This is a genomic window from Halomonas sp. NO4 (assembly GCF_010994375.1).
Classification (GTDB): Bacteria; Pseudomonadota; Gammaproteobacteria; order Pseudomonadales; family Halomonadaceae; genus Halomonas.
On the sequence record NZ_WHMA01000004.1, the window covers coordinates 41861 to 57728 of the forward strand.

At 67.1% G+C, this 15868-nt stretch carries 17 protein-coding genes and 1 pseudogene; 3 read left to right on the forward strand and 15 right to left on the reverse strand.

What is annotated here, in order from left to right; genetic code table 11:
- Nucleotides 1-47: 47 nt before the first annotated feature.
- Complete coding sequence (gene dbpA / locus FEF15_RS04695) at nucleotides 48-1457, reverse strand: ATP-dependent RNA helicase DbpA (RefSeq protein ID WP_163558000.1); 1410 nt, start codon at nucleotides 1455-1457, stop codon at nucleotides 48-50.
- A gap of 423 nt (nucleotides 1458-1880) precedes the next feature.
- Here dbpA and FEF15_RS04700 point away from each other — a divergent pair, with 423 nt between their 5' ends.
- Nucleotides 1881-2192 carry a hypothetical protein gene (locus FEF15_RS04700; RefSeq protein ID WP_163558001.1) on the forward strand — a complete coding sequence of 104 codons (312 nt, stop codon included), beginning with the start codon at nucleotides 1881-1883 and terminating at the stop codon, nucleotides 2190-2192.
- A 65-nt stretch (nucleotides 2193-2257) separates the two neighbouring features.
- Here FEF15_RS04700 and FEF15_RS04705 read toward each other — a convergent pair whose 3' ends face one another.
- On the reverse strand, nucleotides 2258-2602 hold the full coding sequence (locus FEF15_RS04705) for a hypothetical protein (protein WP_163558002.1): 345 nt from the start codon (nucleotides 2600-2602) through the stop codon (nucleotides 2258-2260).
- 186 nt (nucleotides 2603-2788) lie between these two features.
- On the opposite strand from FEF15_RS04705, the gene FEF15_RS04710 reads away from it, so the two are divergent.
- Entirely contained in the window at nucleotides 2789-3169 is a 381-nt protein-coding gene (locus FEF15_RS04710) for a septal ring lytic transglycosylase RlpA family protein (protein ID WP_163558003.1), read from the forward strand.
- Between the two features lie 87 nt (nucleotides 3170-3256).
- On the opposite strand, the gene FEF15_RS04715 is transcribed toward FEF15_RS04710, so the two are convergent.
- The 4 genes from FEF15_RS04715 to FEF15_RS04730 form a co-directional block, all read right to left on the reverse strand.
- Complete coding sequence (locus FEF15_RS04715) at nucleotides 3257-3655, reverse strand: HIT family protein (RefSeq protein WP_163558004.1); 399 nt, start codon at nucleotides 3653-3655, stop codon at nucleotides 3257-3259.
- A gap of 149 nt (nucleotides 3656-3804) precedes the next feature.
- Nucleotides 3805-4680, reverse strand: a complete 876-nt coding sequence (yghU, locus tag FEF15_RS04720) for a glutathione-dependent disulfide-bond oxidoreductase (RefSeq protein WP_163558005.1) — start codon at nucleotides 4678-4680, stop codon at nucleotides 3805-3807.
- Nucleotides 4681-4792: 112 nt separating this feature from the next.
- Nucleotides 4793-5434: a lysozyme-like domain containing protein gene (locus FEF15_RS04725; protein ID WP_163558006.1), complete on the reverse strand. Its 642-nt coding sequence runs from the start codon at nucleotides 5432-5434 to the stop codon at nucleotides 4793-4795.
- Between the two features lie 167 nt (nucleotides 5435-5601).
- Nucleotides 5602-6582 (reverse strand): AraC family transcriptional regulator, encoded by a 981-nt coding sequence (locus FEF15_RS04730; protein WP_163558007.1) that lies wholly within the window; start codon nucleotides 6580-6582, stop codon nucleotides 5602-5604.
- A 163-nt stretch (nucleotides 6583-6745) separates the two neighbouring features.
- On the opposite strand from FEF15_RS04730, the gene FEF15_RS04735 reads away from it, so the two are divergent.
- Nucleotides 6746-8083: a tetratricopeptide repeat protein gene (locus FEF15_RS04735; RefSeq protein WP_163558008.1), complete on the forward strand. Its 1338-nt coding sequence runs from the start codon at nucleotides 6746-6748 to the stop codon at nucleotides 8081-8083.
- Between the two features lie 60 nt (nucleotides 8084-8143).
- Here FEF15_RS04735 and FEF15_RS04740 read toward each other — a convergent pair whose 3' ends face one another.
- From FEF15_RS04740 to guaA, 9 genes and pseudogenes are all read right to left on the reverse strand, one after another.
- The gene (locus tag FEF15_RS04740) at nucleotides 8144-8977 is read right to left on the reverse strand and encodes a PhzF family phenazine biosynthesis isomerase (protein WP_163558009.1); all 834 of its coding nucleotides are present in this window, start codon (nucleotides 8975-8977) and stop codon (nucleotides 8144-8146) included.
- 364 nt (nucleotides 8978-9341) lie between these two features.
- The gene (locus FEF15_RS04745; RefSeq protein WP_163558010.1) at nucleotides 9342-9767 is read right to left on the reverse strand and encodes a VOC family protein; all 426 of its coding nucleotides are present in this window, start codon (nucleotides 9765-9767) and stop codon (nucleotides 9342-9344) included.
- 69 nt (nucleotides 9768-9836) lie between these two features.
- Complete coding sequence (locus FEF15_RS04750) at nucleotides 9837-10301, reverse strand: DUF2267 domain-containing protein (protein ID WP_163558011.1); 465 nt, start codon at nucleotides 10299-10301, stop codon at nucleotides 9837-9839.
- Between the two features lie 217 nt (nucleotides 10302-10518).
- A complete protein-coding gene (locus tag FEF15_RS04755) occupies nucleotides 10519-10983 on the reverse strand; it encodes a YchJ family protein (RefSeq protein WP_163558012.1) in 465 nt (154 codons plus the stop codon).
- A gap of 82 nt (nucleotides 10984-11065) precedes the next feature.
- Nucleotides 11066-11584: an N-acetyltransferase gene (locus FEF15_RS04760; RefSeq protein ID WP_163558013.1), complete on the reverse strand. Its 519-nt coding sequence runs from the start codon at nucleotides 11582-11584 to the stop codon at nucleotides 11066-11068.
- 77 nt (nucleotides 11585-11661) lie between these two features.
- Nucleotides 11662-11814: pseudogene (locus FEF15_RS04765) on the reverse strand (hypothetical protein); the annotation flags it as partial.
- A 51-nt stretch (nucleotides 11815-11865) separates the two neighbouring features.
- Entirely contained in the window at nucleotides 11866-13242 is a 1377-nt protein-coding gene (locus FEF15_RS04770) for a hypothetical protein (RefSeq protein ID WP_163558014.1), read from the reverse strand.
- On the reverse strand, nucleotides 13221-14006 hold the full coding sequence (locus FEF15_RS04775; RefSeq protein WP_163558015.1) for an ion transporter: 786 nt from the start codon (nucleotides 14004-14006) through the stop codon (nucleotides 13221-13223). The genes FEF15_RS04770 and FEF15_RS04775 overlap by 22 nt, the downstream gene beginning before the upstream one ends.
- Nucleotides 14007-14239: 233 nt before the next feature.
- Nucleotides 14240-15817, reverse strand: a complete 1578-nt coding sequence (gene guaA / locus FEF15_RS04780; protein WP_163558016.1) for a glutamine-hydrolyzing GMP synthase — start codon at nucleotides 15815-15817, stop codon at nucleotides 14240-14242.
- Nucleotides 15818-15868: the final 51 nt, after the last annotated feature.

A 15868-nucleotide genomic window follows, 5' to 3' on the forward strand; every position in this document is an offset into this window, starting at 1 on the left:
GGCCCGCCGGCTCGGAAACCCGCGGGCGTAGTACGTTATACATCGGCTCAGCGGCTGATTCGCCGCGCCCGGAACGAGCGCCCCTTGAGCGTGCCGTTGCACAGCCGGTCGAGGGCCGCCCGGGCGACGTCGCGCTCCACGGCCACGTAAGCGCTATTGGCCAGCACCTTGATCTTGCCCACCCGGTCGCCGGCAATGCCTCCCTCGCCGGTCAGGGCGCCGAGAATGTCGCCGGGGCGCAGCTTCTGCTTCTTGCCGCCCCCGAGCTGGAGCGTCGTCATGGCCGGAGTGACGGGCGAGCGTTCGAGCACCGCGCGGGAAGGCAGCGGTTCGGTCTCGAGGGTCTCGCCGAGGAAATCGGCGAGCCGCGCCAGCCGGTAGTCCTCCTGCTCGGTGACCAGCGTGCAGGCCACTCCGGAGCCACCGGCCCGGCCGGTACGCCCGATGCGGTGGACATGCACCTCGCGTTCGCGGGCGATCCGGTAATTGAACACCGCGTCCAGGGCATCGATATCCAGGCCGCGGGCGGCCACATCGGTGGCCACCAGGATCGAGACGCTGCCGTTGGCGAACAGCACCAGCAGGCGATCACGGTCGCGCTGCTCGAGATCGCCATGCAGGGCCAGAGCGCTGAAGCCGGCCTCGTTCAGGGCATCGGCGACCTCGTCGGTCTCGCGCTTGGTATTGCAGAACACCACGCTGGATCTCGGCCGAAACTGCAGCAACAGGCGACGCAGCGCCTCCCCACGCGCCGACTCCTCCGCCACCCGGTAGAAATGCTGGCGAATCGTGGTCGCGTCATGGGCTTCGCCCACCGCCACCGTGACCGGCTCCCGCATCAGCCCCTCGGCGATGGCGCGAATCCCCTCGGCACCGGAGCCCTGCAGGCCGGTGGCGCTGAACAGCCAGATCTGACGGCTGGCCGGCGTCTCGTCGATGATCGCCTCCATCGTCGCCTGGAAGCCCATGTCGAGCATGCGGTCGGCCTCGTCCAGCACCAGGGTCGCCAGCGAGTCCAGCTCCAGCGAGCCTTTGCGCAGGTGCTCCGCCACACGGCCCGGCGTACCGACGACGATATGCGCGCCATGCGCCAGCGAGGCGAACTGCGGCCCCAGCGGGGCGCCGCCGCACAGGGTCAGCACCTTGACGTTGGGCAGGCTGCGCGCCAGGCGGCGGATCTCGTCCGCCACCTGATCCGCCAGTTCGCGGGTGGGGCAGAGCACCAGCCCCTGCACCCGGAAGCTCTCTACCCGAAGACGCGACAGCAGCCCCAGGCCGAAGGCCGCGGTCTTGCCCGAACCGGTCTTCGCCTGGGCCATCACGTCACGGCCCGCCAGCATGGGCGGCAGGCTTTGGGCCTGGATCGGCGTCATGGCGTGGTAGCCGAGAGAGTCGAGGTTAGCCAGCAGCTCCGGCGCCAACGGCAACGCAGCGAAATCGGATGAAAAAACAGACACGTAGATAAACCTGCAGGAAAAGGCGGGCGCCGGGCGGCAAACAGGGAGGAGCGCAAGCCCTCAAGCCAGAGCAGGGGGCGAGGTGATGGAAGGCCGGCAGGATAGCACGGGCCCGCGCCATGGCGAAACCTCGCGCCTCGCCGGCAAGGCCGATAGCTACCAGCACCCAGGACTTAGCGCCGTTGCCAGACAGCGAGCGAGCCCGATGTCAGGCTATTGCGCACCCCGTCTGACCCGGTTCATGTCCGACTCCTCCCCTCCCGTCGGCCGGTTCCGACCCGTGTCATCAGGAAAAGACAGACGGTCCGCTCGTCATGCCTGTCATGAACGGGAAAAACCGCTATGATGGGCGGGCGACAGTCGCCGGAACGGAGTACGAATCACGATCGATCATTCTTCCCAGCCAGCACGCAGGAGGTTCACATGAAGGTTTACAGACCGGAGTGGCAGTGCACGTTCAGCGTAAACGAAGGCGCGGAGGAAGCAGCCAGCTGGAAGGAACGAATCGCCTGGCAGCTGCGCGAATTCGCCGACCGACTGGAAGGCGGCGGAAGAACGCTCAAGATCGACTGCAACGTGACACCCGAGGTGAGCCGCCAGGAGGTGGACAGCTGCCTCGGCAAGGGCTTCGAAGTCGCCCAGGGGCTGCTGACCCAGCTCGCTCACCAGGCCGCCTGCGAGGATGTCATGCGCGACGCCAAGGCAGAGCTGTTCGAGGAACACGGGCAGCGCTGAATGCGCTTTGAATGCTCTTACCTGCCCGATCAAAACGGCCGGCGTCTTGCGCCGGCCGTTTCGTGTCATTCCATAGGCTCGCGCGGCACGCCGTCCACTTGCAGGGTGCGCACGCCGTCACGCACCCGATAGGTGACCGTCTCGCCATCCGCCACCCGGCCATAGGCAACGCCGTTGAGGGTCAACCGCCCGTCGCGCACTTCCAGCCGGTCACCGTTGACCGCCACCGCCGCATCGGGGCCGGTGATCACCGCCTCGGCACTGGCATGGCCACCGGCCGATGAGCTGACCACCACCGAGCTCACGCTCGATTGCCCCCAGGCCAGGCCGCTGGCCGCGACGAGCCCCGCCCAGGCAAGCCCGAGAAGGCACCCGCCGACACACCCCGCCCTGCGGATTGACCGTGTCATGGCTGTCTCCCCCCGTCGTTTTCCCCTCGTGTCGTCGGTTCCTCGCGGCCCGGCCAGCGTTTCGGTCTTGCCGAAAGCCGTAATGCCTTGCCGCACCCAACCGTGGCGGTTACCATCCACTCGCCACCCAGGCCCCTCATCGCTGGCCGCGATCCCCGCGCCGCACGACCACCCTGAGGTACTCCCATGGGAGCCTTGACCCGTTTCGCCCTGACCGTCTGTCTCGCCGCCCTGTTGACCGCGGGCACCGTCGGTACCGTCCACGCCCACAATACCGACGCCCAGCGCGGCGTGGCCTCCTACTACAGCGACTACTTCCAGGGCCGCACCACTGCCAGCGGCGAGCCCTTCGACCAGCAGGCGCTGACCGCCGCCCACCCCAGCCTGCCCTTCGGCACCAAGGTGCGCGTGACGCGGCCGGATACCGGCAATGCGGTGGAAGTGCTGATCAATGACCGCGGCCCCTTCGTCAAGGGACGCATCATCGACCTCTCCAAGCGCGCCGCCAAGAAGCTCGGCATGCTCCATCGCGGTACTGCGCCGGTGCTTGTCACGCTCGTCAACTAACTGAGGGCGCGAGGCGCCCTCAGTTCGCTGCCTCCCCCTGCCCTCCCATCTGCTGTCCTGCGGGAAGAGCGCCCTCGTTGGGCAGGCTCACTCAGCCTCCAGGGCCTCGCGAAGCCGCGCGGCGCCCGCCGCCAGCTCCTCCGCCTCCGCCTGAGGCAGGCCCTCGACGCGAATGTCCTGCATGGCATCGAGCGGCACCAGATGCAGGTGCACATGCGCCACCTCGAGCCCCACCACCAGCAGCCCCACCCGGGCACAGGGGAAGGCACGCTTCTGCGCCTTGGCCAGCCGCTGCGATACCGCCATCAGGTGGCTCGCCAGCACCGGCGGCAGGTCGTCCCAGTGATCCACTTCCTCGCGGGGGATCACCAGCAGGTGCCCCGGCTTCATGGGGTTCAGGGTCATGATCGCTACGCACAGCTCATCTTCCCAGACGAAGTTGCCGGGCAGCTCACCCTGGATGATGCGGGAAAAGACGCTTGGCATGTCGCTGGCCTCCAGGCAGAAAACCCCAAGATGCCACAAGGGGGGCGGCTACCGGTATCCCCGTCACGCCCAAGCACGCACGACGGGGAAACCATGGCTGTCAACGGGGCACATCGTCGGGCCCCGCCGTGGGGGTCGGTGGAGGCGACTCAGGTCTGGGTCTCGCGCTTGTCCTCGGTCTGGGTCGCGAAGTCGCCGGCGTCATGGCGCTCGTGGAGCTGCATCGCCGGATCGCCGAAGGTGCGGTTGACCATGCGCCCGCGCTGCACCGCCGGGCGGGCATCGATTTCTTTGGCCCAGCGCTGCACGTGCTCGTACTCCTGCACCTGCAGGAACTCACCGGCGTCGTAGAGCCGACCCAGCGCCAACTGCCCATACCAAGGCCAGGTGGCGATATCGGCGATGGTGTAGTCATCGCCGGCGAGATAGGGCACCTCGGCCAGGCGCCGGTCGAGCACGTCGAGCTGACGCTTGGTTTCCATGGCATAGCGGTCGATCGGGTACTCCAGCTTCTCCGGCGCATAGGCATAGAAGTGGCCGAAACCGCCGCCCACGAAGGGCGCACTGCCCATCTGCCAGAACAGCCAGTTCAGGGTCTCGGTACGCCCGGTCAGGCTACCCGGCAGGAACTCACCGAACCGCTCCGCCAGGTAGAGCAGGATCGCCCCCGATTCGAACACCCGGGTGGGGGGCGTGGTGCTGTGATCGACCAGCGCCGGGATCTTGGAGTTGGGGTTGATCCCCACGAAGCCGCTGCCGAACTGATCGCCCTCGCCGATGCGGACCAGCCAGGCGTCGTACTCGGCGTCCCGGTAGCCCAGCGCCAGCAGCTCCTCGAACATCACCGTGACCTTGACGCCGTTGGGCGTGCCCATGGAGTAGAGCTGGAAGGGGTGCTTGCCGACGGGCAGTTCCTGCTCGTGGGTGGGGCCGGCCACGGGGCGGTTGATGCTGGAAAAGGTACCGCCGCTGGCCTTCTCCCACTTCCAGACTCTCGGCGGCACGTACTCGGTTCCTTGGCTCATGATGACTCCTTGATGGCAGTAGGCTTGCCGCATCTTGCACAATGGCAGCTCAGGTGTATAACACCCGTGCGACAAACGCTAGCCTGGTAAGGTTCATTCACGAGCCGGCCGGTCACGCCCGACAGAACGGCCAGAATTGGTAGAAGCGGCGGCAGCGAAACTCCGCCTCGCACGACGCCAGCTGCGACTGGTAGCGGCTCGCCTGGGCACTGACCTGCCGTGCCGCCTGCATCACCCGCGGCTTTCTGCGATAGGTGCCGCGCCGATAGCCGCCGGCCCCCTCATGGTAGGCCAGGTAGAGATGCTCGGGGTTATGAAGCGAAATGCCCAGCTGGCGGTGGGTGCGCGCGTTGTACCAGCCGATGAAGTCGGTGGCGTGCTTCATGTGGGTGCGCCGAGCGAAGAGACTCCCGGCATCCGCCTCGTACTCGCCCCATACCGGGTCCTGGGCCTGGGCATAGCCATACGCCGACGAGGGGCGCGAGCCGGGGAAGATCCACAGAAAGCGCTCGCGGGGCGGGCGCACGTGGCTGCGAAACGACGACTCCCGCTGGACGAAGGCCATCTGGGTGGCGATCGGCGAGCCCCACTTCTCCTGGGAGTCGCGGGCATAGTCATACCACTCCGGCTGCTCGCGGAAGATCTCGCAGATATTGCTCTGATCCTGCGGCGGCGCCGGCGCCAGCATCGCGCAGCCCCCGGCCAGCAGCGCGAGTCCCGCGAGCAGCAGCCCACGTCCTGCACGTGTCACCACCCCGCGCACCCTCTCCTGCCAATCCTGACAATCAATCACTACCCCCACCTGGCCTCCTCACACGCTGCGATGGCTGTTTGGCCCCGCATGATAGCGCTCATACAGGATGGCGTCTCACACGGCCCCGACAAGCACAGCGGCACCACGCCGCGACAGTGCCCCGCCTGTCACTCGCCCCGGGTCGGCGCCGGGGCAGAGCGCTGCTTCCGGCGCCAGGTGGCCGGCGGCGTACCGAACGCACGCTTGAAGGCCTTGCTGAAGGCGGCTTCCGACTCGTATCCCGCTTCCAGAGCAATGCGCGAGATGGGCGTCGGCGACTCACGCAGACGATGCGCGGCACTCTGCATGCGCAGCCGGGCCAGGTAGCGCATCGGCGGCACGCCCACCCGCTCCGTGAAACGCCCGGCAAAGGCCGAACGGGAGAGACCGACCTGGCGCGCCAGCGCCTGCGTCGTCCAGTGGTGTTCGGGATGGTCGTGCAGCTGGGCCAGCGCCCGGCTGACGAAGGGGTCATGCAGCCCGCCCACCCAGGCCCGCTGCTCGGGAGGAAGGCCGGCGAGATAGCGCTGCACGGCCTCGATGAAGAGCAGCTCGGCAAGCCGGGCGAGCAGCGCCGGCGAGTGCACCGCCCCGCTGCCCAGTTCGCTGGCGGCAAAGCGCAAGGAACTCTCGATCCAGGCCCCGGCCGCGCCCTCCGCGACGTCCAGCGTCATCACCCTGGGCAGCATGCCGATCAGGGCATCGCAGGGCCTGTCACCATGCAGGAAGCCGCACAGCAGCCGGGTGGTTTCGCCGCCGCCGCCGTAGACGATGCGCGCCGGCCCGCCCGCGATCATAGGCTGAAGGAGATGGTCGACGCTGACGGGTCGACCGCCGAGCTCACTACCGAGGCGATGCGGGTCGTTGCGCGGCAGCAGTACGATGTGCCCCGCCGATACTGCCACCGGTAGGCCTGGCTCCACCTGCAGCAGCAGACGGCCGGTGCTGACGTAGTGATAGGCCAGTATGCCCTGGGGCACCGGGGTGAAGGGTCGGCAATCCTCCGGGGTGACCTGTGCGGCCACGCACCAGGGCGCAGAGAACTCCGCATCGAGAAAGATGCCGCCGGTAAAGCGGATCATGCGCAGCACATCGAGCGCCGCATCCATGGGTGAGTGCCTCTATCGCGGCGGATCGGACAACAACGCCGGCGCCTCGGCCATTCTGGTTCCCCGCACCTCAACCTAGTCTAGCAGCATGGCGAGCGGCCCGGCCGCCGCCGGGCGGTCGACACGCCGTCGCCGCCAACAACGAGAACGTGGAGCCCATGCCATGCTGACCGACCGCCAAGGCAACCCCCTGCCCGGCGCCACCGCCGAAACCCTGACGCTGTATAACCGCGCCATCGACGCCTTCAATATCTACCGCGGCGATCCCGTGACGCCGCTGGACCAGGCCATTCAGGCCGCCCCCGACTTCATCATGGCGCGCCTCGCCCGGGCCTACCTCTTCGCCCTGGCCACCGAGCCCGACGCCGCCGCTATCGCCAGGACCGACCTGGCAGCCATCAAGGGCTCGCGCCTGAACGACCGAGAGGCCTCCCATGCGGCCGCTCTCGAGCAGCTGCTGGCCGGCGAGTGGAGCGCCGCGGGGCTTGCCCTGGATCGCCACAACCTGCGCTACCCGCACGATCTGCTGGCCCTGCAGGCGGGGCACCTGATCGACTTCTACCGCGCCAACGCCCGTAACCTGCGCGACCGTCTCGCCCGCGTGCTGCCGCGGTGGTCGTCCGACATGCCGGGCCATTCGATCGCGCTGGGCATGTACGCCTTCGGGTTGGAAGAGACCGGCGACTACGCCCGCGCCGAGGAGACCGGCCGCCAGGCGCTGGACGGGCAGCCGCTGGACTGCTGGGCACATCACGCCGTGGCCCACGTCATGGAGATGCAGGGCCGCGCCCAGGACGGCATCGGCTGGATGCGGGCGCGCGAACCCTACTGGTCCGGCGACGACAACCTCTTCAAGGTACACAACTGGTGGCACCTCGCCCTCTGCTATCTCGACCTCGGCCAGACCGACGAGGCGCTGGCCCTCTACGACGGGCCGATCCGAGAGGCACGCAGCGCCGTGGCGCTCGATATGGTCGACGCCTCGGCCCTGCTCTGGCGGTTGACCCTCACCGGCCAGGACGTGGGAGAACGCTGGCAGGAGCTGGCGGACGCCTGGGACGCGCACGCCGACGGCCAGCTCTACCCCTTCAACGACTGGCACGCGGTCATGGCCTACCTGGGTGCCGGGCGCGCCGACCGGGTCGCGGCGTTGCGGGCAGCGCTGGGCGACGCCGGCCACAGCCCTGAGACGGCGGCCTGGGCCCGGCGCATCGGACTGCCTCTGGTGGAAGGCTTCGTCGCCTTCTGGCACGGCGACCACGCCGCTGCGGCCGAGCGCCTGCACCCGGCGCGTTTCATCGCCAACGCCTTCGGCGGCAGCCACGCACAGCGCGACATCATCGACTGGACGCTGACCGAGGCCGCCCTGCGCGGCGGCAATCGCGAACTGGCCGAGGGCCTGGCTAACGAACGCCTGGCGCTGAAGCCGCACAGTCCCCTCAATCGGGACTTCCTGCGCCGCGCCACCGCCCCGGCCGAAGAGCAACGACAGATTGCCTGAGCCCCGGCGGCGGACGCGCCCGGCGCTCTATCGGCCGGGCGCGTCCGCCGGGCATCTCGCTCACAGCTCGACGGCGGAGCCCGACACCTGGATGCCGCCGGCGGCGGGAATCGTCACCTCGAGGCGGCTCGGCCGACCCATGGCCTCTCCCTGGCGAATCGTCAGCTGGGCGGGCGCCTGGATCAGCCCGGCGTCACGCAGATAGCCGCCCAGCGCCGCGGCCGCCGCGCCGGTGGCCGGGTCCTCCACCACCCCGCCCACCGGGAAGGGATCGCGAGCGTGGAACTGCGTGGCGGATTCGCGCCACACGAGCTGCAGCGTGGTGAGGCCTTCGCGCTCCATGAGCGCCTTCAGGGCATCGAAATCGTAGTTCAGTCGCTCGAGCCGTTGCCGGCTGGCGGCAGCCAGCACCAGGTGCCAGGCCCCGGCGTAGGCCAGCGCCGGCGGCAGGTCGGCGGCCAGCTCATCAGCGTGCCAGCCCAGCAGTGCCAGGGCCTCACTCACCAGCGCCGGCTCGGCCGGCCGGTGGGCGGGCGCGACCGACTCCAGCGCAGCGTGCCAGTCATTGCCCTCGCGGGTGACCGTGACCGGCACCTCGCCGACCGCGGTTTCCAGCACGTAGGTGCCCGCTCCCTCCAGGCGCCCCAGCAGCACACCGCTGGCGATGGTGGCATGGCCGCAGAAGCTCACCTCGGCCTGGGGGCTGTAGTAGCGCACGGTGCGCCGTTCACCCTGCATCGGCGCGAGAAAGGCGGTTTCGGAATAGCCCACCTCGGCGGCAATGCGCAGCATGGTGGCGGCATCGGGCAGGGCCTCGCCCAGCCAGACGCCGGCGGGGTTGCCGCCGGCGGGGTCCTGGGTAAAGGCCGAGAGTCGATAAAGGGTACCGGTCATGACAAAAGCCTCGCGTGGTGGATCCTACTCGTATAGGGCACCCGTTGCCGGCAGAGCAAGTCGGCTGACTGCCAAGTCTGTCAGGACATGGCTCCTTTCAAGCAGCTCGTCAAACGACGGTTTTTTCGGGATTAACGCGTTCTCGAAGCGCCCCGTTCGATAACAAGGCCCGCCTAGGCGGGCCCGTTTCGTTGTATGTCTGCCGCCCCGAGCGGCCATCCCATTTCGGACGCCGGGCACAGGGCCGTCTCAGGCCTTCTTTGCGCATCGTCTCGGGATCTCGAGCCCCCGAGACGATGACGGCGAGGTGCCGGATGATCCTCTACTGCAGGCGAGCATGCCACCTCACTGCCGGCATCCATATTCAACCGAGCCAGGTGTTGCCCTGGTCATCGATGGGGAAATGGGGATTGTGCGCCACTTCCCACAGGTGCCCGTCAGGGTCGGCGAAATAGCCGGAATAGCCGCCCCATTCCGCCTTGCAAGCCGGCTTGACGACCTGGCCGCCGGCGCGTTCCGCCTCGCCGATCACCCGGTCCACATCGGCCTCGATCGCTACGTTGTGGGCCAGCGCGATGCCCGCGAAACCGCTGCCCGGGTCTGGCACGCCGGCATCCTTCGCCAGGTCAGCACGGCGATAGAGCGACAGGATCAGGCCGTTGAGCTGGAAGAACACTACCTCGCCCGTTACGGCCATGCCCACCTGCCAGCCCAGGCCCTCCTCATAGAAGCGGCGCGCCCGTGCCAGGTCGCCCACGCCCAGGGTGATCACGCTGAGACGCTGATCCATACGGCCACCTCCCATCGTTTCGGGTACCGATTGCTACCCCCCTGGCAGAGGTAGCGTGCATGCCGGGGATCACACCGGCGGGGCGCGCCAAAGGTCGGCGATATCCGGGGGAAGCTGGCCCTCGATATCCTGACACTCGCCCTCGCTGATCTGGTCGCGCACCGTGGCAAAGACCCGGCGCGCCACCGATTCCGCTTGCTCGGGCGTGACATCGAGATCCGCCGCGACTCGGTCGATGAAGGCCTCCTTGCCGAACCGCTGCGGCGCCTCCGCCTTGCCATGGCGGCAGTGCGCCAGCAGCTCCCGCAGCTTCTGGGGAAGCTGGGCCTCCATGTCTTGCGACTCCTCAGGATGGATGCGGTTTTCCAGGGCACACAACACCGCCGTGGCGGCACACTCGGCCTCGCCCGGTTCCATGTCGCCGGGCTGGCACAGCTCATTGATGAACGCCTTGTAGGAACTCTCTAAGTGCGCCTCATGACGTTGCTCACGCTCTCTCTGCAGTTCCTCCTCGGACTTGCCGTGATGGGCCATGGCGGAATACCCCTCGGTGAGCGGTGGTCGATCTGGCCGGATGGATCACAATCCTGCAACGCGACATCGGCCGCGTGAGATGCAGGGCGTCACTGCCAGTGTGGTCAAGATTCCACCGAAAGCCCAAAGTGGGTGAGTCGACGCCGAAGGCGGGATTGCACTGCCATTTCTCCCGTGCAACACCCTAGCAGCGGAGCAACCACCGACTCGGCCAGGCCTAGCCGCAGCAGGCCTTGAACTTGCGCCCGCTGCCGCACGGGCAGGGTGCGTTGCGGCCGGGCTTGAGCCGATGGACAGTGGGGTTGCCATCGAGATAGAACCAGCGCCCCGCCTCGCGCACGAAGCGCGACGACTCCTCCAGCACCGACCAGCGCCGCCCCTCGCGGAAGGTGGCACGGAAATGCACCCAGCCCCGTTCGCCCTCCTCGCCGCTCTCGAGCACCTCGAGCACCTCGAGACACTTCCAGACGGTCGCGGGGTCCGGGTCCAGTCTCGCTGGCCGGGTGCTCGGGTGCCAGGTCGCCAACAGGTAGTCGGCCAGATCGAGAGCGAAGGCGCTGTAGCGCGAACGCATCAGCGCCTCGGGAGTCGGCGCCGGATCGCCGGCGTGATATCGCCCGCAGCAGCCGGCGAGCGACCGGCCGCTGCCGCAGGGGCAGGCGATGAGGTCGGGCTGTGTCATTCGAACCTCATGTGGTGGGCCTTACCCCTATAGGGTACCCGCTGCCGCAAGAGCCAGCCGGTTCACCGGCGAGCAGCGGTGATCAGGCCGTCGCCGCAAAGGCCGGATGGAAGGCCACCTGCCCCTCAGGCCGTTCGCTGCTCCAATTCAGCGCCATGAAGTATTCCGGCGGCACGCCGGGCAGGATGAGCCCCGGCAGAGGGCGGAAGCCGAAGCGCTGGTAGTAGCCGGGCTCGCCAACCAGCACACAGCCCCGGGCGCCACGCTCCCGTAATCGCGCCAGGCACGCCTCCACCAGCGCCGAGCCGATGCCCCGGCCCTGCCACGCCGGCAACACCGACACCGGCCCCAGCCCGAACCAGTCCGGTGCGCCGTTCGAAATCGACACCTTCGAGGCCGCCACATGGCCCACCACCTCGACGTCACATTCGGCGACCAGCGACACGGCCAGCGCCCCCGCCGCACGCAGCGCCCGCACGATATGCTGCTCGGTATGGCTGGTATGCGGCGCCTCGCGGAAGGCCGCCACGGTGACGGCCTCGATGGCCTCGGCATCGTCTGATGTTTCGGGGCGGAGGGTGGGATGGGGTAGTGTTGGCATGGCTTGGACTCCTTACGTCTTGCGTACGAGCCTTTTTACCCACAACCTGGAACGATGTCGCCTACACAGCACAAGCCTTACTCCCACTCGATCGTCGCGAGGGGCTTGCTGCTAACGTCGTAGGTCACCCGCGAGACGCCTTCCAGCTCGTTGATGATGCGGTTGGAGACGGTCTCCAGCAGCTCGTAGGGCAGGTGGGCCCAGCGAGCGGTCATGAAGTCGATGGTCTCCCAGCGCGCAGGCAATGATCCTCTTGTCGCGACGACCGTTGCCAATGACCACTACTCAGCCGCATCCCACCCTGCCCTATCATCATTCCCCCCCTCCGTATCCTCCAGTTCGGCGTCGGCTTTTTCCTCAACCGGGTCTCGCCGGTGCAGCTTGGGCGGCGGTGCCACCCAGGCTCTCAGACGCTGGCCTACCTGCTCATAGAAGTGCGGCACCGCCTTCTCCAGTTCCTCAATGAATACCTTGTTGCCGGCGAAGCGGTGGGCGAGATCAGCCATATAGAAGACCTCGAAGGCACTGGGAACCACAGCAGTGACCGATGAATCCAGCACCGCGGCGTCTTCGAGGACCTTGGTCAGGGTCGCCTGGGTCTCCTCGGCACGGCCAGGACGAATCGCCTTGACGAACATGCCCTCGGGCTCTGCCTTGGGAAGCTGCCGCGCCAGCCAGTTGGCCCGTGCCGTGCTGCGCTTCTTGTCTTGAGGAGCCGTGAGACGCATCGAACAGACGATCGTACGCTTGGTGAGGTCGGCGGTGACTTCCAGATCTGCTGCGGCATCCGGTACTTCCAGGCAACAGCACAGCACCTTGTCCTTAGCCAGCACTTCGCAGTCGTCCTTGAGGCGCTTCACTGGATCGGTACGGTGGGCACGGGCCAGTTTTAGCTTGACGGGGCGCCCCAGCTTACGGCTCATAACCAGACAGAGGTCGCGCTGTTCCTGGTGCCAGCTGGAGACGGTGTTCTCCACCTCTTCGGTGCTCTTGCCCAGCACGGCACCGCTCTTCACCTTGCTCACCACCTCCTTCCACTCGCGGTTCATGCTGTCGAAACGGGAGATCCCGCTGGACTCGTGGCCGAGGTAACGCAGCACCTCCTCCAACAGGAACCGCTGATCGGGTGAGGTGATCTCGCCGGATTCCAGCAGCAGCGTCGCCTGAGTCACCACATACATCCAGGACCAGTGGAAAAGCTCGACACCCTTGAGCATGGTCTTCGGCACCTTCACCGGGTGGTGAGAGGGCATGGCCACGAATTGATTAGTGATGGTGAGTACCGCATCTACCTTGTTCTTCTTGGCCTGCTGGAGATAGTGCTTGAGTTGCTCTTCGCCGATCTCGGCATTGCCGATCTTGGCTTCGACGAGCGCCAGCCAGCGTTTGCGCCCCGTTTCTAACACGATCAGTCCATCGGGACGGTCACTCTTGGCAGCACCGACATCGGCCTCCAATTCCACCTCCGTCCAGGCCTCCAGAGAGGCGCGACTACCGACCCGCAGTCCCAGCGAACCCAGCATCAGCTGTCGAAACTCTTGTACACCACGCAAGGCGGCCAGCATGATCGAGGCCGCTCGCTGTTCCCGGTTGGTATCAGCCGTCACCGGAATAAGCCGTGCCACCTCGGCACGTTTCACGAAGTCGGGTCGTTCCATTCTCGCTCTCCTGATGTCTTGTGCTTGTTCTGGAAGGCGTCGCTGAAGGCAGCGGCCAGGATGCCGGTGGGCATGGCGATGATGCCGATGCCCGCCACGGCAGTGAGTCCGGCGAAGAACTTGCCCAGGGCGGTGATCGGGGTCACGTCCCCGTAGCCCACCGTGGTCAGGGTGGCGATGCTCCACCAGAGTGCCCGGGGCACGCTGCCGAAGGCCTCCGGCTGGTCGGCAGCCTCCACCACATAGAGGCAAGCTGAGGAGAACAGCAGCAGCAGACCCGCCACCCCGACGCTGAGCAGCAGCTCATGGACGCGCGTCTTCAGCGCTTCAGCCAGCGCCGACCAGGCTCGGCTGAAACGCCCCAGGCGCGAAAGGCGCAATATGCGAAGAATGCGCAGCAGCCGCAGCAGGAAGGCGTTGTTATGGGCAAGGAGGCCCAGGAAGAACGGGAGGATGGCAACCAGGTCGATCAGTGCCCAGATGGAGAAGACATAGAGGATACGGCCCCTGAGACCTCGGTAGCGCGGGTCTTCCCCCACTGCATAGAGGCGCAGCAGGTACTCGAGGACGAAGAGGGTGACGAAGACCACCTCGAGAGTAGTGAAGAGCCCTGGTGCCAGGCGACGCAGGGTCGGCTCTGTCTCGAGCACGGCGGCCAGCGAGGCCAGCAGGATCAGCACACAGATGAGCTGATTGAGCGGCGACAGGCCTGGCCGCGGCCAGGCCTCCGGCGCCAACTGCCGATGGAGGGCCGCCCTATCCATGCCCCCGCTCCGTCCAATGCTCACTCGAACCGGTTACCGCCCTGCCCGGCATGGTGTGATGGCCCTTCATGCCACCTCCCTTCGACAGTCCCTGTGTTCCTTACCACTCGTTATTGGCGCCCGTTTCAGCGGCCTTAGCCTCAGTACACCGGACCCTGTGATGGATTGCAAAAAAAGGGGCCTACCCATTGGTAGGCCCCTTGACTGAGAACAGTGTCAGTCTGAACTCACTCTCACTCCCACTCGATCGTCGCGGGCGGCTTGCTGCTCACGTCGTAGGTCACGCGCGAGACGCCTTCCAGCTCGTTGATGATGCGGTTGGAGACGGTCTCCAGCAGCTCATAGGGCAGGTGCGCCCAGCGGGCGGTCATGAAGTCGATGGTCTCGACGGCGCGCAGGGCGATGACCCATTCGTAGCGGCGGCCGTCGCCGACCACACCGACCGATTTCACCGGCAGGAAGACGGCGAAGGCCTGGCTGGTCTTGTGGTACCAGTCGGCCTTGTGCAGCTCCTCGATGAAGATGGCGTCGGCCTCGCGCAGGATGTCGGCGTACTCCTTTTTGACTTCGCCGAGGATGCGCACGCCGAGGCCCGGCCCCGGGAAGGGGTGCCGGTAGACCATGTCGTAGGGCAGGCCGAGCTCGAGGCCGAGCTTGCGCACCTCGTCCTTGAACAGCTCGCGCAGCGGCTCGACGAGCTTGAGCTTCATGGTCTCGGGCAGGCCGCCGACGTTGTGGTGCGACTTGATGACGTGGGCCTTGCCGGTCTTGCTGGCGGCGGATTCGATCACGTCGGGGTAGATGGTGCCCTGGGCGAGGAAGTCGACGCCCTCGATCTTGGCGGCTTCGTCGTCGAAGACGTCGATGAAGGTGTTGCCGATGATCTTGCGCTTCTCCTCGGGGTCGGCGATGCCTTCCAGGCGCGACAGGAACTGCTCCTCAGCGTCGACCCGGATCACCCGCACGCCCATGTGGCGGGCGAAGGTCTCCATCACCTGCTTGCCTTCGTCCTTGCGCAGCAAGCCGTTGTCGACGAACACGCAGGTGAGCTGGTCGCCGATGGCCTTGTGCAGCAGCGCCGCCACCACCGAGGAATCCACGCCGCCGGAGAGGCCGAGCAGCACGTGACGGTCACCCACCTGCTCGCGCACGCGCTCGATCTGGTCCTCGATGATCTGCGCCGGGGTCCACCAGCGCTCGGCCTGGCAGATGCCGAGTACGAAGTGCTCGAGAATGCGCTGTCCCTGGCGGGTGTGGGTCACCTCGGGGTGGAACTGCACCCCGTAGAAGCGCTTCTCCTCCCAGGCCATGGCGGCGATTGGGCAGCTCGGGGTGGAGGCGGTGACGGTGAACTCCGCCGGCACCCGGGCGACCTTGTCGCCGTGGCTCATCCAGACGTCGAGCAGCGCCTTGTCGGTCTCGAAGTCGACGTGGTCCTTGATGTCGCGGAACAGCGCCGTCTCGGCGTCCACGCGCACCTGGGCGTAGCCGAACTCGCGCTGCCGGGAGCCCTCCACGGCGCCGCCGAGCTGCTCGGCCATGGTCTGCATGCCGTAGCAGATACCCAGCACCGGCAGGCCCATCTCGAACACGCTCTGCGGGGCACGCGGCGAGTCGAGTTCGGTGACGGATTCCGGCCCGCCGGCGAGGATGATGCCGTTGGGGTTGTACTCGCTAATCTCGGCCTCGGTGATGTCGAAGGCGCGAACCTCGGAGTAGACGCCGATCTCGCGCACCCGGCGGGCGATCAGCTGGGTGTACTGCGAGCCGAAGTCGAGGATCAGGATCTTGTGGGCGTGAATATCGGTCATCGGGCCTTTCCTTTGAGAGGCGAACGGGCCGAAAACGCGAAAGCTGGAAGC